The sequence below is a fragment of the Ensifer sp. LC163 genome, assembly GCF_001695855.1.
GTDB lineage: Bacteria > Pseudomonadota > Alphaproteobacteria > Rhizobiales > Rhizobiaceae > Ensifer.
This window is the reverse complement of the sequence record NZ_MBSS01000034.1, coordinates 68,377-89,566: the sequence shown is the minus strand read 5'-3', so window position 1 is coordinate 89,566 and position 21,190 is coordinate 68,377. Positions and strand designations below refer to the sequence as shown.

Sequence of the window (21,190 nt, the reverse complement as noted above, 5' to 3'; positions counted from 1 at the left end):
GACGATCCTTGCCGATCGTCGGGCCTTTTCTCTGTTTTGCGTTTCCGATCGTTCCGCGATCAGGCGGCGTAGACCTTGTCGCCGCCGATCCAGGTCGATCCCATGGCAAGCTCCGGCGTCAGCAACACGAAATCGGCGTCCGAACCGGGCAACAGACGCCCCTTGTGCGAGGAGATGCCCATGGCGTCGGCGGGATAGGCCGATGCCATGCGAAGCGCCTCCTCGACCGGAAGCCCGAGCTTCTCGTGCACGAAGCGTACCGACGAGAGCATATCGATATCGGCGCCGGCAAGCGTGCCGTCGGCAAGCGTCAGCCGGCCGCCGTGGCGCAGGATCTCGCGGCCATTGAGCTCGAAGCTCGTCATATCCGTGCCGATCGGCGACATCGCGTCGGTCACCAGGAAGATCTGGCCCGGGCCGGTCTTGGCTCTGAGCGCCACGCCCATCGAGGCGGGGTCGACATGGTAGCCATCGGCGATCAGGCCCGCATGCAGGGTTCCGGTTGCAAGGGCTGCACCGACCACGCCCGGCTCACGGTGACCGAGACCGCTCATGGCGTTGAACAGATGCGTCACCGTCCTCGCGCCGGCCTTGGCGTAGGACACGGCGGTATCGTAGCCGACATCCGTATGGCCGAGGCTGACGACGACGCCGGCATCGGCCAGCGCCCGCACCTGTTCCTTCGTGGCGTTTTCCGCCGCCACGGTCACCATCAACACGCCCAGCGCTTTGGCGCAATCGAGCATTTCCGCAAGATCCGCGTCATCCATCGGGCGGATCAGCGACGGATCATGGGCACCCTTGCGCGCCACCGACAGATGCGGGCCTTCGAGGTGCAGCCCGAGGAAGCCAGGCACGCCAGCGGCCTTGGCCTGAAGGCCGGCGTGGATCGTGGCGCTTCTGACCTCGCGCGTATCGGTGATCAGCGTCGGCAGGAGCGCCGTGGTGCCGAACTTGGCGTGCGCCGTACAGATCTGCCGGATGCCCTCGACGCTCGGCTCTTCGTTGAGAAGCGCACCGCCGCCGCCATTCACCTGCAGATCGACGAAACCCGGCACCAGCAGCATGCCGTGGGCATCGACGACGGTGGCACCGGCCGGCACATCACCGGCTGCCACGATAGCCTTGACACGACCCGCCTCGATCAGGAGGGCGGCGCCGTCGTGCCATTCGATACCATCGAACAGCCGGGCGCCGATGATTGCCTTTTTCTCGGTCATCTCGTCTCCGTTACCTTCTTGAGGCTCGCCGGTGCGTCGGGATTGAGACCGCGCGAGCGCGACCAGGCTTCGACGAAGCCGTAGAACGGCAGGATCAGGGTCAGCGCGTCCGTGATCGGATGGCCCGTCTCGACGAACGGCAGGCGCTTGGCCTTGCCGGCACGGCTTGAAGTAACATGAACCACCGCGCCTTTTTCCGCCATACCGTCGGCGATGCCGGCGACCGAGGTTTCGGCCGCATCGCGCGCCGCAAGCGTCAGCACCGGGAACTTGGCGCCGACGAGCGCGACCGGTCCGTGCAGCACTTCGGCTGCCGAATAGGCCTCGGCATGCATGCCCGAGGTTTCCTTGAACTTCAGCGCCGCTTCGCTTGCGATCGCCAGCGCCGGCCCGCGGCCGAGCACATAGAGCGATTCGGCCTCGCCGAGATCGGCGGCGAACTCGTGCCAATCGAGCTTTACCGCCTTGGCGAACTGGTTCGGCAGATCGGCAACGGCGCGCTGCAACGCTGCGTCGCCGGTCCATTCGCCAAGAACGGCAAGGCCGGCGACGATCGAGTTGACGTAGGACTTGGTCGCAGCGACGGCGATTTCCGGACCGGCGAGAATGTCGAGCGGATGGGTGCAGGCCTTCGAGATCGGCGACGGCAGGGTGTTGGTGAGCGCGATCGATACCGCGCCCGCATCGGTTGCCGCCTGCGCCATCGCGACAATGTCAGGGCTCTTGCCGGATTGCGAAATGGCGATTGCAGCAGCGCCGCCGAGCTTCAGCTTGGCGCCATAGATCGACGCCAGCGACGGTCCGAGCGAGGCGACCGGGCGTCCGGCCTGCAGTTCGATCGCATATTTCAGGAACAGCGCCGCATGGTCCGAGGAACCGCGCGCGATCGTCACCAGGAAAGCCGGGTCCTTGGCGCGGAGCGCTGCGCCGGCCTGCTTCAGGGCTTCGGACGAGCGGTCGAGCAGCCGGGCCGCCGCTTCGGGGATCTCGTCGATTTCTCGGCGCATGTTGGTCTGCATGGTCAATTCCTTTCTTGCGGAGCGTCGGTCAGGATTCCGACAGGGTCAGTTCCGCGACAAAATCATAGGCGTCACCCCGGTAGAGCGAGCGGGTGAATTCGACGACGCGCCCCGATGCGAGATAGGAGACGCGTTCGATGGAAAGGCCGGCAGAGCCGACGGCGACGCCGAGCATGGAGGCGTCCGGATCCTTGATGTTGCAGGCCGAGATGCGCTGCACGGCGCGCACCGGCCGGGAGCGGGTCTTGTCGAGCGCGGTATAGAGCGACGACGTGACGGCCTGCGGATCCGGCAGGAATTCGGCCGAGATGCTCGCGCGCTCGATCGCCAGCGGCAGGTCGTCGGCGATACGCAGGCGCCCGAGTCTGGCCACCAGCGCGTCGGCCGGCAGGCCCAGCGCCATCATCTCATCCGGTGAGGGATGGAAAAGGCCGCGCTCGAGCCAGCGGGCGTGGGTGTTCAAGCCGCGGCGCGCCATGTCCTCGGTAAACGAGGTCAGTCGCGACAGCGATTGCTGCACCTTGGACACCGGCTTGACGACGAAGGTGCCGGAGCCGTGGCGCCGCACCAGCAAGCCATCGCGCACGAGATCGTCGACCGCCTTGCGCACGGTGACGCGGCTGATATTGGCGTAGTCGGCCAGATCGCGCTCCGGCGGCAAGGCGTCGCCGTGATTGAGCTTGCCCGATTGGATCGCGTCTTCCAGCGACTGGCGCAGCTTGAGATAGAGCGGCCCGGAGCCGCCCGCCTGCAGGCCTTCGAGCGGCAGAATGGCGGCGAGATGATCCGTCATGCGCCGACCTCCGAGCGGGAGCCGAAGCGCTGTGCGGCCAGCGCGACGGCGCCGGTGAGCGCGTCGGCCTCGGCTTCGACGAAAAGCGGCTGGTGGCGTTCGGCAAGCCAGGGACGGTAGAGCGGTGCCAGGCCGCCGAGTAGGCAGAGCTTGCGCCCTCCCCGGGCGACGACGACGTCAAGCGCCTCGTCGACCGTGATCGCCGCAGTCTTCAGCAAACGCACGGCGACGGGATCGCCCACCTGCGCAGCTTCGAAGACACGCGGGGCATAGCGGCCGAACTCGCCGGGCTTTGCCAGACGCGCGAAATCGACGACATCACTCGGAGCGTTCCTGAACTCGGCCATGACGCTATCGGTCACCGGCGACGCCTCGTGGATGCCATCAAAGGCAAGCAGGCTCTCCTGCAGCAGGGCGTGTCCGATGCGGGCGCCGCTGCCATGATCGCCGATCGTGAAGCCCCAGCCGCCGACATAGCTGATCGTGTCGCCCTGTCGCAGGATGTAGATGCTGCCGGTGCCGAGAATGGCGACGGCGCCATCCTCGTTGCCGAGGGCACCCTGCAAGGCAATCAGGCCGTCGGATTCGATGTCGGCCGCCGCAAACGGCAGGCGCCTCTTTACATAGTGCACCGCGTCGCCAGCGTTGTGCCCGGCCACGCCGACGATCGCGCGTGCCTCGGCGATGCCGGATGGATCGAGACCGGCTTCTTCAAATGCCGCCCGGGCTGCGCCGGCGATATTGGCGAGCGCCGTTTCCGGATCCGTCAGAATGTTGGCTGCACCGGCCTTGCCGCGGCCAAGAATACGTCCATCCCCGGCAGCCACAGCCGCCCGGCAGCTTGTTCCGCCGCCATCGATTCCTATCAGGTAGTTTGGCATGAGCACCTCCGCCCATTGAAGATACCAAAAAAATACCAATAACCAAGTCCGAATTGGTCTCGACATCCAATTTTGAAATAATGCATTGAATAACAACGGATAATTTCAGCATTTGCTTTTTTCTGACGCCAAAATGTAATTTCTCCTAGACAATTGGTATTTTTTTGGCATTAATTCGTTCAGAGGAGACACAACCTATGCCTTCAGTGAAGACCGAAGAGCGTCACGACAACGCCAAAGGCCTGGATGTCATGCATCCGGCGCTTGCGCTTCGGCTGCTCGCGTCCGGGCAACAGGCGGCGGCAAAGGTCGTGGACGCCGCGATCGAACCGATATCCGCCGCAGCAAGCCTGGCTGCAGAAGCGCTTGGCTCCGGCAAGCGTCTCGCCTATGCCGGCGCCGGCAGTTCGGGCCTGATGGCCATGGCCGATGCGCTGGAACTTCCCGGCACTTACGGCATCCCCCAGGACCAGATCGTCATCCTGCTTGCAGGCGGCGCCGCCAGCCTCACCGATCTCGCCGGCGGCTATGAAGACGATATGGACCTGGCGCGCGAAGACGTGCGCAAGGCCGGCATCACCGCTGGCGACTGTCTGATTTCGGTATCGGCCAGCGGCTCGACCCCCTATGCGCTGGCCGCAGCCGACGAGGCGCGCAAGCTCGGCGCCAAGGTGATCGCCGTCGCCAACAATCCGGGTGCCGCGCTGTTCAAGGACGCGGACGTGGCCATTCTGCTGCAGACGCCGCCGGAAGTCGTTTCCGGCTCGACGCGCATGGGTGCAGGCACGGCGCAGAAGATCGCCTTCAACATGTTCTCGACGCTCGTCGGCATCCATCTCGGCCACGTGCTCGACGGCCACATGGTCAACCTGCGCGCCGACAACATCAAGCTGCACGGCCGCGCGGTGCGCATCGTCACCGACATTACCGGCGTCAGCGCGTCCGAGGCCGGGCGACTGATCAATGCCGCATCCGGCTCGGTCAAGATCGCCATCCTTTTGGCGTCGGGCGCGAAGGACGTGGCGGCAGCCGAGGCGGCGCTCAACCAGACCAAACAGAATTTGCGCCAGGCGATCGACATCGTCTCGGCCTGACATAAACCTGGGATTCAAACCGCGCCAGAACGGCGCATATAAGAGGGAGAAGCTAAATGACCCGTACGACTATCAAGGGCCTGCTGCTCGCGTCGAGCATTCTCGGCTCGGCCGGCCTGGCCCACGCGGAGGACGTCACCCTGACGATCGAAAGCTGGCGCAACGACGACCTGGCGATCTGGCAGGAAAAGCTGATCCCGGCCTTCGAGGCCAAGCATCCCGGCATCAAGGTCAAGTTCGCTCCGACCGCTCCGACTGAATACAACGCGGCGCTGAACGCCAAGCTCGACGCCGGTTCGGCTGGCGACCTCATCACTTGCCGCCCGTTCGACGCCTCGCTCGAACTCTACAACAAGAAGCACCTCGCCGACCTGACGGCGCTGCCGGGCATGGAGAACTTCTCGCCGGTCGCCAAGTCCGCCTGGACGACGGACGACGGCTCGGCCACCTTCTGCGTGCCGATGGCTTCGGTCATCCACGGCTTCATCTACAACAAGGACGCCTTCGACCAGCTCGGCATCCAGATCCCGACGACGGAAGCGGAATTCTTCGCGGCCCTCGACAAGATCAAGGCCGACGGCAACTACATCCCGATGGCGATGGGCACCAAGGACCTCTGGGAAGCCGCGACCATGGGCTACCAGAACATCGGCCCGACCTACTGGAAGGGTGAAGAAGGCCGCGCCAAGCTGATCAAGGGCGAAGAAAAGCTGACCGACGATGCCTGGGTCGAGCCTTACCGCGTTCTGGCCAAGTGGAAGGACTACCTCGGCGACGGTTTCGAAGCCCAGACCTACCCGGACAGCCAGAACCTGTTTACACTCGGCCGCGCGGCGATCTACCCGGCCGGCTCGTGGGAAATCGGCCTGTTCAACACCCAGGCCCAGTTTAAGATGGGCGCCTTCCCGCCTCCGGTTAAGAACGCCGGCGACGCTTGCTACATCTCCGACCACAACGACATCGGCGTCGGCCTCAATGCCAAGAGCGCCCATGCCGAAGAAGCCAAGAAGCTCCTGACCTGGATCTCGTCGCCGGAATTCGCCGACATCTACGCCAACGCGCTGCCGGGCTTCTTCAGCCTGAACTCGACCGCCGTGAAGATGGCCGATCCGCTCGCTCAGGAATTCGTCTCCTGGCGCGAAAAGTGCAAGCCGACGATCCGCTCGACCTACCAGATCCTGTCGCGCGGTACGCCGAACCTCGAAAACGAGACCTGGGTCGAATCTGCAAACGTCATCAACGGCACGGATACGCCTGAGGTTGCTGCCGAAAAGCTGCAGAAGGGTCTCGACGGCTGGTACAAGCCGGCAAAGTAAGCGCAACTGGTTCCCTCCCCTTCAAGGGGAGGGTCGGCCCTACGGCGCCGCGCGTCTCATTCCACGCGCTAAGGTCGCCGTAGCACTTTGAATTGCTGCATGTTCTGACCCTTAAATCGGATAGGATCCAGGGAAACATGCAGCAAGGGCCGGGCGGGGCGACATTGTCCAAAGAGGCACTCCCCCAGCCGCAGCGTCATCGACCTCCCCTTGATGGGGAGGTCACCGACGCAGTCGTTTGCAAAAGAACGCGATAGCCTTAACCTTCGTCATGAGCCCGGATCGGGGCAGGCGGTATGCGGCAGGACCGGCCGTATGGCGTCGACGTGCATCATGGTGCCTTGGGGAACCGGTCGAACAAGCGGGTACGATCAATGAGCAACGCCACTTCACTGCAAGAGGGACAGCCGGCCGTGAGACGGCCGAAACGCTGGCACATCCTCGTCTTTCTGCTGCCGGCCCTTCTGGTCTACACGGCGGTCATGATCCTGCCGCTGATCGAGACGCTGCGTCTCTCGCTGTTCAACACGGTCGATGGCCAGCCGACCTTCGTCGGCCTGGCAAACTTCCAGGTGCTGTTCGGCGACGAGCGCTGGGCGCACGATTTCTGGAACGCGCTGAAGAACAACGTCATCTTCTTCATCATTCACATGTGCGTCCAGAACCCGATCGGCGTCGCGCTGGCGGCGATGCTGTCCATTCCGAAGCTGCGCTTCGTCACCTTCTACCGCACGGCGATCTTCCTGCCGACGCTGCTTTCCTTCGTCATCGTCGGCTTCATCTGGAAGCTGATCCTTTCGCCGATCTGGGGCGTTGCGCCCGGGATGCTTGACCTCGTCGGCCTGAAGTCGATGTTTGCACCCTGGCTCGGCAAGCCGGGCTCAGCGCTCGTCGCCGTGTCGCTGATCTCGGTCTGGCAATATGTCGGTATCCCGATGATGCTGATCTATGCCGCGCTGCTCAACATTCCCGATGAGGTGATCGAGGCGGCCGAATGCGACGGCGTCACCGGCTGGAGCCAGTTCTGGAAGATCAAGCTGCCGCTGATCCTGCCCGCCATCGGCATCATCTCGATCCTGACCTTCGTCGGCAACTTCAACGCCTTCGACCTGGTCTATACGGTGCAGGGCGCACTTGCCGGCCCTGATGGTTCGACCGACATTCTCGGCACGCTGCTCTACCGCACCTTCTTCGGCTTCCAGCTGCAGCTCGGCGACCGCTCGATGGGCGCGACGATCGCGACGGTGATGTTCCTGATCATCCTCGCCGGCGTGTCGCTCTACCTCTTCGTCATCCAGCGCCGCATGCGCCGCTATCAGTTCTAAGGGAGGCCGAGATGCAAGCACGCCACTCCATTTTCCGCACCGGCTTCGTCCACCTCGCGCTGATCGCCTATACGCTCATCTCGCTGTTTCCGGTGTTCCTGACGATCATCAACTCGTTCAAGGATCGCAACGCGATCTTCCGGGCGCCGTTGACGGTCCCCACGCCTCAGACCTTCAGCCTGATCGGCTACCAGACGGTGCTCGGCCAGGGCGATTTCGCGACCTACTTCCAGAACAGCTTCATCGTCACGATCGTCGCGATCGCGCTGGTGCTGCTGTTCGGTGCCATGGCCGCGTTCGCACTCTCCGAGTATCGGTTCCGCGGCAACACGCTGATGGGTCTCTATCTGGCGATCGGCATCATGATCCCGATCCGGCTCGGCACCGTCGCCATCCTTCAGGGCATGGTCGCGGCCAACCTCGTCAACACGCTGACGGCGCTGATCCTCGTCTATACGGCGCAGGGCTTGCCGCTGGCGGTGTTCATCCTGTCGGAGTTCATGCGTACGGTTTCCGATGACCTGAAGAATGCCGGCCGCATCGACGGGCTGTCGGAATACTCGATCTTCTTCCGCCTTGTGCTGCCGCTGATCCGGCCGGCGATGGCGACCGTTGCCGTGTTCACGATGATCCCGATCTGGAACGATCTGTGGTTCCCGCTGATCCTGGCGCCGGCGGAAACCACCAAGACGGTCACGCTCGGCTCGCAGATCTTCATCGGGCAGTTCGTCACCAACTGGAATGCGGTGCTTGCGGCCCTGTCGCTCGCCATCCTCCCGGTTCTCGTCCTCTATGTCATCTTCTCGCGGCAGCTGATCCGCGGCATCACCGCAGGAGCAGTCAAGTGAATTCAGACAGCAAACCGGTCCGGGTCCTCGTCGCGGGTCTCGGCAACATGGGCCGCAGCCATGCGCTGGCCTACCACAACAATCCCGGCTTCGAGATCGTCGGCCTGGTCAATCGCTCCAAGGTCGAACTTCCGGAAGAGCTTCGCGGCTACGAAATCCATCCGGACTTCAAGGCAGCGCTTGCGGAGTTGAAGCCCGAGCTCTGCTCGGTCTGCACCTATTCCGACAGCCATGCGGACTATGCGGTCATGGCCTTTGAGGCCGGCTGCGACGTCTTCGTGGAAAAGCCGCTGGCAACGACGGTCGCCGACGCCGAACGGGTCGTCGCCGCCGCCAGGAAGCATGGCCGCAAGCTGATCATCGGCTATATCCTGCGCCATCATCCGTCCTGGATCCGCCTGATTGCCGAAGCCCGCAAGCTCGGCGGTCCCTATGTCTTCCGCATGAACCTGAACCAGCAGTCGAGCGGCCCGACCTGGGAAACGCACAAGTCGCTGATGCGGACGACCCCGCCGATCGTCGACTGTGGCGTGCATTACGTCGACGTCATGTGCCAGATCACCGATGCCAAGCCGATGGAAGTACGCGGCATGGGCCTGCGTCTTTCCGACGAAATTGCTTCGGACATGTACAACTACGGCCATCTGCAGGTGATCTTCGAAGACGGATCGGCCGGCTGGTACGAGGCCGGCTGGGGTCCGATGATTTCGGAGACCGCGTTTTTCGTGAAGGACGTGATGTCGCCGAAGGGCTCCGTATCGATCGTCATGGATCCGAATGCCAAGTCCGACGATATCGACACCCACACCAAGACTTCGGTCATTCGCGTGCACAATGCGGAAACCGGCCCCAACGGCCGCTTCCTGAAGCCGGACGAAGACCTGACAATGGACGGAGAGCCGGGCCATCAGGAACTCTGCGATCGTGAGCAGGCCTATGTGCTGAAGGCCATCCGCGAAGATATCAATCTCGACCGCCACATGAACGACGCCGTCCAGTCGCTGCGCATCTGCCTTGCGGCTGATGAAAGCGTCCGCACCGGCCAGCCGGTCAAACTTTAAGAGGGGCAACCAGGTGGGATCACTTCAACTCAAATCCATCCGCAAGGCCTATGGCAGCCATGAGGTTCTCAAGGGCATCGACCTGGAAGTGAAGGACGGCGAGTTCGTCATCTTCGTCGGTCCCTCCGGCTGCGGCAAGTCGACATTGCTGCGCACCATCGCCGGCCTCGAGGACGCGACCTCCGGCAGCGTCCAGATCGACGGCGTCGAAGTCGGGCACGTCGCGCCCGCCAAGCGCGGCATCGCCATGGTGTTCCAGTCCTATGCGCTCTATCCGCACCTGACGGTGAAGGACAATATGGGCCTGGGCCTGAAGCAGGCGGGCAAGCCGAAGGTGGAAATCGAAGACAAGGTCGGCAAGGCCGCCAACATGCTGTCGCTCGACCCCTATCTCGCCCGGCGTCCGGCGGAGCTTTCCGGCGGCCAGCGCCAGCGCGTCGCCATCGGCCGCGCCATCGTGCGCGAACCGAAGCTGTTCCTCTTCGACGAGCCGTTATCGAACCTCGACGCGGCCTTGCGCGTCAACACCCGGCTCGAGATCGCCCGGCTGCATCGCAGCCTGAAGGCAACGATGATCTACGTGACCCACGATCAGGTCGAGGCGATGACACTTGCCGACAAGATCGTGGTGCTGAACGCCGGCCAGATCGAACAGATCGGCTCGCCGATGGATCTCTATAACCGGCCGGCCAACGTCTTCGTCGCCGGCTTCATCGGCTCGCCGCAGATGAATTTCATCGACGGCGCCCGCCTCGGCGATACACGCGCCAAGACGATCGGCATCCGGCCGGAACATATCGGCCTGTCGCGCGAAAACGGCGACTGGAAGGGCAAGGTCGTGCATGTCGAGCACCTCGGGGCCGACACCATCGTCTATATTGAGTCCGATCAGGTCGGCCTGATCACCGTTCGGCTGTTCGGCGAGCACCGCTACGCCCCCGATGACATCGTCCATGCGACGCCGATGGTCGGCAGCATGCACCGGTTCGGCGCGGACGATCGCATCCTCGCCTGATACGACCCATCCGGCACATCGCCGGATCACACCTGCGTGATGATCAGCCGCCGTGGTGCCGAAAGCACTGCGGCGGCTGATTATTTTCATCGAAAGAACGCGCTGCATCACGGTGTTGCACTGCGGCGCAAATTAACATACATTTGTGTTTGTATATTAGCGTTCCGGTATTTTCCGATCCCGATACTGGTCTTGCTTCCCTTCACTTCCGGACCGCGCAGCCCTTCGATATGCACTGGCTGCGCACGGTCACCGAATATGGACATCGCTATGCGCATGAACCGACCGACACTGGCCGCCGCCTTGGCAACCGTGATTCTCCTTTCCGGCTGCCAGAAAGAAGAAGAACAGGCCGCCCCCGCCTTCCCGCCATCGGCCGTCGCCGTCTTCACGACAGCATCCGAGACGCTGCCGATCACCAACGAACTGCCTGGCCGCATCACCGCGACGCGCGTCGCCGAAGTTCGCCCGCGCGTTTCCGGCATCGTCGTCGAACGCGTCTTCCAGCAGGGCTCGAAGGTCAAGGAGGGTGACGTGCTCTATCGCATCGACCCGGCTCCCTTCCAGGTTCAGGTCGAGAAGGCCGAGGCGACGCTACGCCGCGCCAACGCCGTGCGCCTGCAGGCCGAGCAGAAGGCCGCCCGCCAGGATGCGCTGAAAAAGGCAAATGTCGTCGCCGCGCAACAGTTCGACGATGCGGCCGCCCTGCATGCTGCCGCAGCCGCCGACGTTGCCATCGCCGAAGCGGGCCTCGCCGCGGCGAAGCTCGATCTGCAATATGCCAACGTGACCGCGCCGATCAGCGGCCAGATCGGCCGTGCATTGATTACCGAAGGCGCACTCGTCAGCGCCAACAACTCGGAAAACCTTGCCACGATCCAGCAGCTCGATCCGCTCTATGCCGACTTTACCCAGTCTGCGACCGATCTCATCCGCCTGCGCAAGGCGCTCGAGGATGGCCAGATGATGAGCGGCGACCAGGAGGCCGAGGTTCAACTGATCCTCGACGACGGCACGCCCTACGAACACAAGGGCAAGCTCCTGTTTTCGGAAGCGGCGGTCGACGCGACCACCGGACAGGTGACGCTGCGCGGCGAATTCCCCAACCCCGACGGCGACCTGCTGCCGGGCATGTATGTCCGCGTGCTTGTCCAGCAGGGCGTCGAGAAGGAAGCGATCACCGTGCCGCAGCAGGCTGTCCAGCGTAACAATGCCGGCCAGTCGCAGGTCTATGTCGTGGCCGCCGACAAGAAGGTCGAGTTCCGCAACGTCACGCTTGGACGGACTGTCGGAACCCGCTGGCAGGTGACCTCCGGGCTGAAGCCCGGTGAAAAGATCATCGTCGAAGGCTTCCAGAAGATCGGCCCCGGTGCACCGGTGGAACCGACCGACTGGGACCCGAACGCCAAGCCTGCGGCCGAAGCAGCCCAGACGACCGCGGCGGCCGAAGAAAAGCCCGCTGAAGCCACAAAGTGAGTGCTGATTAATGCCTAGTTTTTTCATCGACAGGCCTATTTTTGCCTGGGTGGTGGCGATCTTCATCATGCTCGCCGGCATCATTGCGATACCGCTGTTGCCGGTATCGCAATATCCTGATGTCGCACCGCCGCAGATCTCCATCAACACGAGCTACCCCGGCGCGTCGTCGCAGGACACCTATCAGAGCGTCACGCGCCTGATCGAAAACGAGCTGAACGGCGTCGAAGGCCTGCTCTATTTCGAATCGACCTCCAGCGCTTCCGGCTCGGTCGACATCAGCGCCACCTTCGCGCCCGGTACCGATCCGGGACAGGCGGCCGTCGACATCCAGAACCGCGTTCGCCGCGTCGAACCGCGCCTGCCCGATTCGGTCAAGCGCCAGGGCGTTCAGGTCGATGAAGCGGGGTCGGGCTTCCTGATGATCGTCGCGCTCACCTCGACCGACGGCTCGATGGACGCCATCGGTCTCGGCGACTATCTCAGCCGCAACGTGCTGAACGAAGTCCAGCGCGTGCCCGGCGTCGGCCGTGCGCAGCTGTTTGCGACCGAACGCTCGATGCGCGTCTGGCTCGATCCGGACAAGATGCTCGGCCTCAACCTGACGGCCGCCGACGTGACCAATGCCGTCCAGGCCCAGAACGCCCAGATCGCATCCGGCTCGATCGGCGCGCAACCGAACCCGATCACGCAGCAGATCAGTGCCCCCGTCGTCGTCAAGGGACAGCTGTCGAGCGCCGAGGAATTCGGCGCCATCGTGCTTCGCGCCAATCCGGACGGCTCCTCCGTTCGTCTGCGCGATGTCGCCCGCGTCGAAATCGGTGGCGAGAGCTACGCGTTTTCGACCCGCCTGAACGGCAAGCCGTCCGCGGCTATCGCCATCCAGCTGTCGCCAAGCGGCAACGCGATGTCGACATCGGCGGCGATCAAGGAGCGCATGGACGAATTGTCGAAGTTCTTCCCTGAAGGGCTCGAATATTCGGTTCCCTACGACACCTCGCCGTTCGTTGCCGTCTCCATCGAGAAGGTGCTGTCGACGCTCGTTGAAGCGGTCGCGCTCGTCTTCATCGTGATGTTCCTGTTTCTGCAGAACATCCGCTACACCATCATCCCGACGCTGGTCGTGCCGGTCGCTCTTCTGGGCACCTGCGCGGTGATGCTGGCGATGGGCTTCTCGATCAACGTTCTGACCATGTTCGGCATGGTGCTGGCGATCGGTATCCTCGTCGACGATGCGATCATCGTCGTCGAGAACGTCGAACGCATCATGTCCGAAGAGGGGCTGACGCCGAAGGACGCCACCCGCAAGGCGATGAAGCAGATCACCGGTGCGGTCATCGGCATCACGCTGGTGCTGGCTTCGGTGTTCATTCCGATGGCCTTCTTCCCGGGCGCCGTCGGCGTGATCTATCGCCAGTTCTCGCTGACCATGGTCGTGTCAATCCTGTTCTCGGCGTTGCTCGCGCTGTCGCTGACACCGGCGCTGTGCGCCAGCTTCCTGAAGCAGGTTCCGAAGGGCCACCACCACGCCAAGCGCGGCTTCTTCGGCTGGTTCAACCGCAGCTTCGACAAGACCTCGCACGGCTATAGCGGCATCGTGAAGCGCCTGGTCCACCGCACCGGTCGCTACATGATCGTCTACATCGCCGTGCTGGCCGGCCTCGGCTGGCTGTTCATGAAGCTGCCATCGTCGTTCCTTCCGGACGAAGACCAGGGCTTCGTGATCGTCATGATGCAGCTCCCCTCCGAGGCGACGGGCAACCGTACGACCGAGGTGGTGGAACAGGCGGAAAAGATCTTCGGCCAGGAGCCCGCCGTCGAACGCATCATCGCGATCAACGGCTTCTCCTTCTTCGGCACCGGACAGAACGCAGCGCTCGCCTTCGTGACGCTGAAGGACTGGAAGGAACGCGACGCCGACAACGCCGCCCAGTCGATCGCAATGCGTGCCACCATGGCCATGAGCCAGATCAAGGATGCGATCAGCTTCGCGCTGTCGCCGCCGGCAATCCAGGGCCTCGGCACCACCGGCGGCTTCTCGTTCCGCCTGCAGGATCGCGGCGGTCTCGGCGAAGCGGCGCTCTCCCAGGCGCGCGACCAGCTTCTCGGCCTTGCGGCTGAGAGCAAGATCGTCACCGGGGTTCGGTTCGAAGGCATGCCCGATGCGGCTCAGGTCAGCGTGACCATCGACCGCGAAAAGGCCAATACCTTCGGCGTGACCTTCGCGGACATCAACTCGACGATCTCGACCAACCTTGGCTCGTCCTATGTCAACGACTTCCCGAATGCCGGCCGCATGCAGCGCGTGACGGTGCAGGCGGATGAGGGTCAGCGCATGCAGACGGCGGATCTGTTGAACCTCAACGTCCGCAACACCAATGGCGGCATGGTCCCGCTCTCCGCCTTTGCGACGGTGGAGTGGGTCAAGGCCTCGACCCAGACGATCGGCTACAACGGCTACCCGTCGGTGCGCATCAGCGGTGAAGCGGCTCCGGGTTACTCCTCCGGTGACGCGATCAACGAAATGCAGCGGCTCGCGGGCGAGCTGCCGGCTGGCTTCGGCTACGAATGGACCGGCCAGTCCCTGCAGGAAATCCAGTCGGGTACCCAGGCGCCTCTCTTGATCGCGCTGTCGTGCCTGCTCGTCTTCCTGTGCCTGGCCGCGCTCTATGAGAGCTGGTCGATCCCGGTGGCGGTCATTATGGTGGTTCCGCTCGGCGTCATCGGTTCGGTGCTCGCCGTGACCATGCGCGACATGCCGAACGACGTGTACTTCAAGGTCGGCCTGATCGCGATCATCGGCCTGTCGGCGAAGAACGCCATCCTGATCATCGAGTTCGCTAAGGAGCTGCGTGAGCAGGGCATGTCGCTGATCGATGCGACGTTGGAGGCAGCGCACTTGCGCTTCCGTCCGATCCTGATGACGTCGCTCGCCTTCACGCTCGGCGTTCTGCCGCTGGCGATCGCCACGGGCGCAAGCTCCGGCAGCCAGCGCGCCATCGGCACCGGCGTGATGGGTGGCATGATCTCGGCAACGGTGCTAGCGATCTTCTTCGTTCCGGTGTTCTTCGTGTTCGTCACGAAGCTGTTCGGACGCAAGAAGGCAGAAGCCACACCGGCCGCAACCGAGACCGCGACACCGGCCGAATAGGATGACAATCGACGGCCCGCCCTCGCGGCGGGCCGTTTTGCAAGGAGGAATGAATGCGCAGAACGAAAGCCGATGCGGAGGCAACGCGGCAGAAGATCCTGAACGCCGCCGAACGCGTGTTCTACGAAAAGGGTGTTTCAAACACCACTCTGGAGGAAGTGGCCAAGGAAGCGGGCGTGACCCGCGGCGCCATCTACTGGCACTTCGCCAACAAGACCGATCTTTTCCTGGCCCTGCACGATGCCGTGCCGCTGCCCCAGGAAGACATGATCGCCCAGGAAATCGAGGCTGAGGCGGCCGATACACTGGCAATCGTCGAGGACGCGATGGGCGCCTGGATCGATATTCTGGCCGCCGACGAGCAGCGCCAGCGCATTCTCACCATCATGCTGCGCACCAACTACGACGGCGACATGAGCGAGGTCCTGACCCGACACAAGGAGCTCGACGAACACCACAATGCCCTGCTCGAACTGGCCTTTTCCCGCGCCCTTGCCAAGGGCTACATGCAGGACAGCTGGACGCCCACGTCAGCGACCCGCACGCTTCACTGGATGATGCTCGGTCTGTGCACCCAGTGGCTGCTCTTCGGTCGCGGCTTCGACATCGTCCAAGAAGGGCGTGACGGGCTGAGGCGACTGTTTTCCAGCTTTCGCACGCCATCCGCCGCCCGTCCCACCCTGTCCACCGTCAGCTGAAGACGACGGTCTTGTGGCCGTTGAGCATGACGCGCCGTTCCAGGTGCAGCTTGACGGCGCGAGCCAGCACGCGGCTTTCGATGTCGCGGCCGCTGGCGACGAAGTCTTCCGCCGTCAGCGCGTGACTGACGCGTTCGGTTTCCTGCTCAATAATCGGCCCCTCGTCGAGATCCGAGGTGACGTAGTGGGCCGTGGCACCGATCAGCTTGACGCCGCGCTCATGCGCCTGGTGATAGGGCCTGGCCCCCTTGAACGACGGCAGGAACGAGTGATGGATATTGATCGCCTTGCCGTAGAGGCGCTTCGACAGATTGTCTGAAAAGACCTGCATGTAGCGCGCCAGGATGACCAGATCGGCGCCGGTCTCCTGCGCGAGGCGCAACAGCTTCTCCTCCTGCTCCGCTTTGTTGGCCTTCGATACCGGCCAATGATGATAGGGGATCGCCTCGAGCTCCGCCGTCCGTCGGCTGTCTTCGTGATTGGAGACGATGGCGACGACCTCGGCGTTCAGCCAGCCGACGCGGATCTGGTAGAGCAGATGCAGGAGCGCATGGTCGAACTTCGACACCAGGATGACGATCTTCGGCTTGCGCGCGGCTTCCGTCAGCGTGATACGCATCTGGAACCGGTCGACGGCCGGCTGCAACGCCCTCTCGACATCATCCCGTGCCATGCCGTCAGGCGCCTGGAAGGCGATGCGCATGAAGAAGCTGTTGGTGTGCCGATCCCAGAACTGACTGCTCTCGGCGATGTTGGCGCCAAGGCCGGCCAGCTCCGTGGTGACGGCGGCAACGATGCCGGGCTTGTCATCGCAGGACAGCACAAGAATGAAGGTGTTGGTGGCCATGGTCTCCTCCGATTGGCGGCTCTGCCGGGCGCGCTTGCGCCCCTCCAGTGGTTGCCTAGGGGGAGACGAATGCGGCCGCAACCATTGAGGCCGCGTCGGCATGCGCTTTCTATCATCATGATACGCAGACAGGCAGAAGGCGGCCGTGCTGGCCGCCTTCTGCAAGAATAACCGCAGCTGTCGATGTAGGGTTACTGATGGAATCCCTCAGGGAAACCTCAGTGCGCCTCGTCCCAGTTCATCGCGGCGCGGGCATCGACCTTGAGGGGCACGCGCATGTCGAGCGCCGGCATCGCGGCATTCTCCATCACCGACACGACGATCGGAATGGTGCGCTCGACCTCGGCATCCTCGACCTCGAAGATCAGTTCGTCGTGCACCTGCAGCAGCATGCGGGCGGAAAGCTTCGCCTCGCTCAGCGCCGGCTCGATCTTCACCATGGCGCGGCGGATGATGTCTGCGGCAGACCCCTGGATCGGCGCATTGATCGAAGCGCGTTCGTTGAAGGCGCGATGCGACGGGATCGACGAGCGAATGTCGGGATAGTGGGCACGCCGGCCAAAAATCGTTTCGACATAACCATGCTCGCGGGCGAAGGCCTTGGTGTTTTCCATGTAGTCGCGAATGCCGGGGAAGCGTTCGAAGTATTTCTTGATGTAGTCGCTCGCTTCCGAGCGCTCGATCGACAACTGGTTGGCAAGGCCAAAGGCGGAGATGCCGTAGATGATGCCGAAGTTGATGGCCTTCGCCCGCCGGCGGATTTCGCTCGGCATGCCCTCGACCGGCACGCCGAACATCTCCGAGGCGGTCATGGCGTGAATGTCGACGCCGTCGGCAAAGGCCTGGCGAAGCTGCGGGATGTCGGCGACATGGGCCAGCACGCGCAGCTCGATCTGGCTGTAGTCGGCCGAAACCAGCTTGTGGCCTGATGTGGCGATGAAGGCCGTGCGGATCTTGCGGCCTTCGGCGGTGCGCACCGGAATGTTCTGCAGGTTCGGGTCGGACGAGGACAGACGCCCGGTGGTCGTCGCCGCCAGCGCATAGGAGGTGTGGACGCGCTTGGTTTCCGGATGGACGAAACCCGGCAAGGCGTCGGTATAGGTCGACTTCAGCTTCGTCATCTGGCGCCAGTCGACGATCTTGCGCGGCAACTCGTGGCCCTCGGCGGCGAGGTCCTCGAGCACCTGCGCCGAGGTCGACCATTGGCCGGTCTTGGTCTTCGAGCCGCCGGGCAGCCCCATCTTGCCGAAGAGGATATCGCCAAGCTGCTTGGGCGAACCGACGGTAAACGTTTCGCCGGCTAACTTGTAGATTTCATCTTCCAGCGCAGCGGCACCCTGCGCCAGTTCGCCGGAAAGCCGCGACAGGATCTGGCGATCGATGGTGATGCCACGCTCCTCCATGCGAGCCAGCACCGGCACGAGCGGGCGCTCCAGCCGTTCATAGACGCGCACCAACCCCTTGGCTGCGAGCCGCGGCTTCAGCACGTGCCAGAGCCGCAGCGTAACGTCGGCATCCTCGGCGGCGTAGGCGGTGGCGCGGTCGATATCGACATAATCGAAGGTCACCGACGACTTGCCGCTGCCGGTCATATCCTTGTAGGCGATCGGCTTATGGCCGAGCCAACGCTCCGACAGCGCATCCATCCCGTGCGTGCCGTTGCCGGCGTCGACGACGTAGGACATCAACATGGTGTCGTCGAAGCCCTGCACGGTGATGCCGTGCCGCCTCATGACGAGATAGTCGTATTTCAGGTTCTGGGCGACCTTCAGCACCGACGGATCTTCGAGCAGCACCTTCAGCCGGCTCAACGCCTCGCGCACCGGGATCTGGTTTTCGGCATGGCCGCCGCCGAGAAGATCGCCAACCCCTGTTTTGTGGATCAACGGCACATAGGCGGCACGGATCACCGTTCCCGAGGGGTCCTTGGCATAGTCCGCAAGCGCGAGCGAGAAGCCGACGAGCTCTGCCTGCATGGCGTCGAGCGACGTCGTTTCGGTGTCGAAGGCAACGAGGCCCGCGTCCTTCGCGTCGGCAATCCAAGCGTCGAGCGTCGGCAGATCGCGGATCGCCACATAGCGCGAATGGTCGATGGCGGAGCTAGCGAAAAGGGCTGCGCGTGACTGTGCGAGTGCCTCCGGCGTCGCGTCGGCGGCCTCGCCCGTGGAGATTGGCTGGACCCTGACCGCAGGTGCCGCCTCTCCGGCACTGGACGGCGCCGGGGCAACCGCTGCCTTGTCGAGATCCGGACCGCGCGCATCCGCGCCCCACTCGACCGGCACGGTAGCCGGCTCGACCGCATCGGCGTCCGTGTCGGTGGCAGCGGCCACACGACGGGTAAGCGTCGTAAACTCCATCGCCTTCAGGAAGGCGACGAGACGCGGTCCATCCTGCGGTTCGAGCTGAAAGTCTTCGAGAGGGACGTCGAGCGGCGTGTCGGTGCGCAGCGTCACCAGCTGGCGCGACAGGCGGGCGAGGTCGGCATTGGCAATGATGTTTTCGCGGCGCTTGGCCTGCTTGATCTCGCCCGCGCGGGCCAGCAGCGTATCGAGATCGCCGTATTCCTCGAGCAATTGCGCCGCGGTCTTCGGGCCGATGCCGGGGATGCCGGGCACGTTGTCGGTGGAATCGCCGGTCATCGCCTGGAGATCGATCATCTTTTCCGGCGGCACGCCCCATTTCTCGATCACTTCCGGGATCGAGATCTGCTTGTCCTTCATGCTGTCGTACATCGAGACGTTCGGCGTCACGAGCTGCATCAGGTCCTTGTCGGAGGAGATGATGGTGACGCCGGCACCCGCCTTTTCGGCAAGGCGCGCATAGGTCGCGATCAGGTCGTCGGCCTCAAACCCTTCCTTCTCGATGCAGGGCAGGTTGAAGGCGCGCGTGGCGTGGCGGATCAGCCCGAACTGCGGGATGAGCTCCTCCGGTGGAGCCGTCCGATTGGCCTTGTAGAGGTCGTAGAGTTCGTTGCGGAACGTCTTCGAGGAATAGTCGAAGATGACGGCGAAATGCGTCGGCGTGACGCCGACGGAGGTGTCGCGCGCATCGGTGAGCAACTTCCACAGCATGTTGCAGAATCCGGACACCGCGTTGACCGGAAGGCCATCGGATTTGCGGTTGAGCGGCGGGATGGCGTGGAACGCCCGGAAGATGAATCCAGAGCCGTCGACGAGGAAGAGGTGATCACCGTTTTTCATGGGCAAATGGATAGCGCGGGGTGAGCCAAACGTCCATTGCGGTTTTCCGCACGCACGACATTCTCACCCCATTGTTGCGCGGGATCCGGCCACGCTCGACGACGGCCAGCCCTTGCACGAACCACACGGTGCTTCGGCTACCCTCAAGATCGGACCGGGCCCGATCTCGCTGCCTGCGAGTTGGGCGGTCGGCGCCTATCTCAAGCGGCGACAAATCGGCTCAGCGGAACGATGCGGTGCGTGGTGTTCAAGGCTATGATGATGCTCGCGATCGCACGTCTTGTTCGGTCTCGGCATGCGGCGCCAAAGCCTTCGGATGCGTCCATAAGCTTCACGGAAACGTTACGCATTTGTAATGTGCGATTCCTTGGCCCAATCCTTGAAAAGCCACATTTGACTCCTCAAATCTTAGTCAACGGCACCGAGTGATGCCGTCTTCTGGTGATTGGCCTGTCCCCCGCCCGCACCAGATGAGGACAAAGGCCTTATCCCCCTCTCCGGGCCTTTGTCCCGTTTTCAGAGAACCGCCACGGCGCCGCCTCCGCGCCGCGGCGGTTTCTCGTTGGTCGGGTCAAATCCTTGTGAGACAAGGCTTTCAAGTCCATCGCGTGCTTTGTAACTTGTCTTCGCGCCGCTTCGAGCGTACCCATTGGGGCATGGCCTTCAATCGTATGGAATCTGCGACCTACTTGGCCAGCCTGCTGGCCAAAAGTTTCTCGCGTGCCCTTCAGGAGCGCGGTCAGAAGCTCGGCTTCGCGCCCGGTCAATTTCCCGTCCTGTTGGAATTATGGGCCGAGGAAGGCCTGACCCAGAAGCAGCTTCTCGACAGGCTCGACATCGAACAGGCGACCATGGCCAACACGCTGGCGCGGATGGAACGCGATGGGCTGATCGTCCGGCGCAAACATCCGCAGGACAAGCGTTCGCAACAGATCTTCCTGACCGAGAGGGCGAGGGAAATCGAGGCGGCGGCCAAGGAGGCGGCGCTTGCCGCCGACCAGTCGCTGCTATCGGGCCTTAGGCAATTCGAACGCGAACTCATGCTCGAATATATGCGCATGGCGCTTGCCCATGCCGCGCGCGATGGCGGCGCCGCATGAGGCGGGCAACACCCTCTGATCGTTCCATCAAAAGATTTGGCTTAAACCCATCCGCCTGAGGCTCTAAAGCAACCTTACAGCGCCGCGCGTCAAATATGACGCGCTAAGGACGCTGTAACACCCTAAACTTGCTGCATAATTTTCTC

General features: G+C 63.3%; 16 protein-coding genes. 10 read left to right on the top strand and 6 right to left on the bottom strand.

Features of this window, described 5'->3' with window-relative positions:
- Positions 1-59: 59 nt before the first annotated feature.
- Genes nagA through BC360_RS22965 form a run of 4 tightly spaced genes read right to left on the bottom strand, consistent with a single transcriptional unit; the run spans position 60 to position 3,913 of the window.
- Positions 60-1,220: an N-acetylglucosamine-6-phosphate deacetylase gene (gene nagA, locus BC360_RS22980; protein WP_065797035.1), complete on the bottom strand. Its 1,161-nt coding sequence runs from the start codon at positions 1,218-1,220 to the stop codon at positions 60-62.
- Entirely contained in the window at positions 1,217-2,239 is a 1,023-nt protein-coding gene (locus BC360_RS22975) for an SIS domain-containing protein (protein ID WP_065784855.1), read from the bottom strand. The genes nagA and BC360_RS22975 overlap by 4 nt, the downstream gene beginning before the upstream one ends.
- Before the next feature lie 28 nt (positions 2,240-2,267).
- The gene (locus BC360_RS22970; protein WP_065784854.1) at positions 2,268-3,032 is read right to left on the bottom strand and encodes a GntR family transcriptional regulator; all 765 of its coding nucleotides are present in this window, start codon (positions 3,030-3,032) and stop codon (positions 2,268-2,270) included.
- Complete coding sequence (locus BC360_RS22965) at positions 3,029-3,913, bottom strand: N-acetylglucosamine kinase (protein WP_065797034.1); 885 nt, start codon at positions 3,911-3,913, stop codon at positions 3,029-3,031. Before BC360_RS22965 ends, BC360_RS22970 begins: the two co-directional genes overlap by 4 nt.
- A gap of 197 nt (positions 3,914-4,110) precedes the next feature.
- Between BC360_RS22965 and BC360_RS22960 the strand changes: the two genes are divergently transcribed.
- The 9 genes from BC360_RS22960 (at position 4,111) to BC360_RS22920 (ending at position 15,897) form a co-directional block, all read left to right on the top strand.
- On the top strand, positions 4,111-5,007 hold the full coding sequence (locus BC360_RS22960; RefSeq protein ID WP_065784852.1) for an N-acetylmuramic acid 6-phosphate etherase: 897 nt from the start codon (positions 4,111-4,113) through the stop codon (positions 5,005-5,007).
- Positions 5,008-5,063: 56 nt separating this feature from the next.
- The gene (locus BC360_RS22955; RefSeq protein ID WP_065784851.1) at positions 5,064-6,323 is read left to right on the top strand and encodes an ABC transporter substrate-binding protein; all 1,260 of its coding nucleotides are present in this window, start codon (positions 5,064-5,066) and stop codon (positions 6,321-6,323) included.
- Positions 6,324-6,697: 374 nt separating this feature from the next.
- Positions 6,698-7,648, top strand: coding sequence for a carbohydrate ABC transporter permease (locus tag BC360_RS22950; RefSeq protein ID WP_065784850.1), 951 nt, complete (start codon positions 6,698-6,700; stop codon positions 7,646-7,648).
- A gap of 11 nt (positions 7,649-7,659) precedes the next feature.
- Complete coding sequence (locus BC360_RS22945) at positions 7,660-8,496, top strand: carbohydrate ABC transporter permease (protein ID WP_065797033.1); 837 nt, start codon at positions 7,660-7,662, stop codon at positions 8,494-8,496.
- Positions 8,493-9,557 carry a Gfo/Idh/MocA family protein gene (locus BC360_RS22940; protein ID WP_065797032.1) on the top strand — a complete coding sequence of 355 codons (1,065 nt, stop codon included), beginning with the start codon at positions 8,493-8,495 and terminating at the stop codon, positions 9,555-9,557. The genes BC360_RS22945 and BC360_RS22940 overlap by 4 nt, the downstream gene beginning before the upstream one ends.
- A gap of 13 nt (positions 9,558-9,570) precedes the next feature.
- Positions 9,571-10,572, top strand: a complete 1,002-nt coding sequence (locus BC360_RS22935; RefSeq protein ID WP_065797031.1) for an ABC transporter ATP-binding protein — start codon at positions 9,571-9,573, stop codon at positions 10,570-10,572.
- A 258-nt stretch (positions 10,573-10,830) separates the two neighbouring features.
- Positions 10,831-12,048: an efflux RND transporter periplasmic adaptor subunit gene (locus BC360_RS22930; RefSeq protein ID WP_065784846.1), complete on the top strand. Its 1,218-nt coding sequence runs from the start codon at positions 10,831-10,833 to the stop codon at positions 12,046-12,048.
- A 10-nt stretch (positions 12,049-12,058) separates the two neighbouring features.
- On the top strand, positions 12,059-15,199 hold the full coding sequence (locus BC360_RS22925; protein WP_065797030.1) for an efflux RND transporter permease subunit: 3,141 nt from the start codon (positions 12,059-12,061) through the stop codon (positions 15,197-15,199).
- A 53-nt stretch (positions 15,200-15,252) separates the two neighbouring features.
- Complete coding sequence (locus BC360_RS22920; protein ID WP_065784844.1) at positions 15,253-15,897, top strand: TetR family transcriptional regulator; 645 nt, start codon at positions 15,253-15,255, stop codon at positions 15,895-15,897.
- Here the strand turns inward: BC360_RS22920 and purU are convergent.
- Positions 15,890-16,744 carry a formyltetrahydrofolate deformylase gene (purU, locus tag BC360_RS22915; RefSeq protein WP_065784843.1) on the bottom strand — a complete coding sequence of 285 codons (855 nt, stop codon included), beginning with the start codon at positions 16,742-16,744 and terminating at the stop codon, positions 15,890-15,892. The two genes, BC360_RS22920 and purU, sit on opposite strands and share 8 nt — an antisense overlap.
- A gap of 218 nt (positions 16,745-16,962) precedes the next feature.
- Complete coding sequence (gene polA / locus BC360_RS22910; RefSeq protein WP_065797029.1) at positions 16,963-19,944, bottom strand: DNA polymerase I; 2,982 nt, start codon at positions 19,942-19,944, stop codon at positions 16,963-16,965.
- Between the two features lie 656 nt (positions 19,945-20,600).
- On the opposite strand from polA, the gene BC360_RS22905 reads away from it, so the two are divergent.
- On the top strand, positions 20,601-21,044 hold the full coding sequence (locus tag BC360_RS22905) for a MarR family winged helix-turn-helix transcriptional regulator (protein WP_025425440.1): 444 nt from the start codon (positions 20,601-20,603) through the stop codon (positions 21,042-21,044).
- Positions 21,045-21,190 lie beyond the last annotated feature (146 nt).

What these genes read in the sequence shown, in the direction of transcription:
- nagA (WP_065797035.1), bottom strand. Translation starts at nt 1,220, where the DNA reads ATGACCGAGAAAAAGGCAATCATCGGCGCCCGGCTGTTCGATGGTATC.
- BC360_RS22975 (WP_065784855.1), bottom strand. Translation starts at nt 2,239, where the DNA reads ATGCAGACCAACATGCGCCGAGAAATCGACGAGATCCCCGAAGCGGCG.
- BC360_RS22970 (WP_065784854.1), bottom strand. Translation starts at nt 3,032, where the DNA reads ATGACGGATCATCTCGCCGCCATTCTGCCGCTCGAAGGCCTGCAGGCG.
- BC360_RS22965 (WP_065797034.1), bottom strand. Translation starts at nt 3,913, where the DNA reads ATGCCAAACTACCTGATAGGAATCGATGGCGGCGGAACAAGCTGCCGG.
- BC360_RS22960 (WP_065784852.1), top strand. Translation starts at nt 4,111, where the DNA reads ATGCCTTCAGTGAAGACCGAAGAGCGTCACGACAACGCCAAAGGCCTG.
- BC360_RS22955 (WP_065784851.1), top strand. Translation starts at nt 5,064, where the DNA reads ATGACCCGTACGACTATCAAGGGCCTGCTGCTCGCGTCGAGCATTCTC.
- BC360_RS22950 (WP_065784850.1), top strand. Translation starts at nt 6,698, where the DNA reads ATGAGCAACGCCACTTCACTGCAAGAGGGACAGCCGGCCGTGAGACGG.
- BC360_RS22945 (WP_065797033.1), top strand. Translation starts at nt 7,660, where the DNA reads ATGCAAGCACGCCACTCCATTTTCCGCACCGGCTTCGTCCACCTCGCG.
- BC360_RS22930 (WP_065784846.1), top strand. Translation starts at nt 10,831, where the DNA reads ATGGACATCGCTATGCGCATGAACCGACCGACACTGGCCGCCGCCTTG.
- BC360_RS22925 (WP_065797030.1), top strand. Translation starts at nt 12,059, where the DNA reads ATGCCTAGTTTTTTCATCGACAGGCCTATTTTTGCCTGGGTGGTGGCG.
- BC360_RS22920 (WP_065784844.1), top strand. Translation starts at nt 15,253, where the DNA reads ATGCGCAGAACGAAAGCCGATGCGGAGGCAACGCGGCAGAAGATCCTG.
- purU (WP_065784843.1), bottom strand. Translation starts at nt 16,744, where the DNA reads ATGGCCACCAACACCTTCATTCTTGTGCTGTCCTGCGATGACAAGCCC.
- polA (WP_065797029.1), bottom strand. Translation starts at nt 19,944, where the DNA reads ATGAAAAACGGTGATCACCTCTTCCTCGTCGACGGCTCTGGATTCATC.
- BC360_RS22905 (WP_025425440.1), top strand. Translation starts at nt 20,601, where the DNA reads ATGGCCTTCAATCGTATGGAATCTGCGACCTACTTGGCCAGCCTGCTG.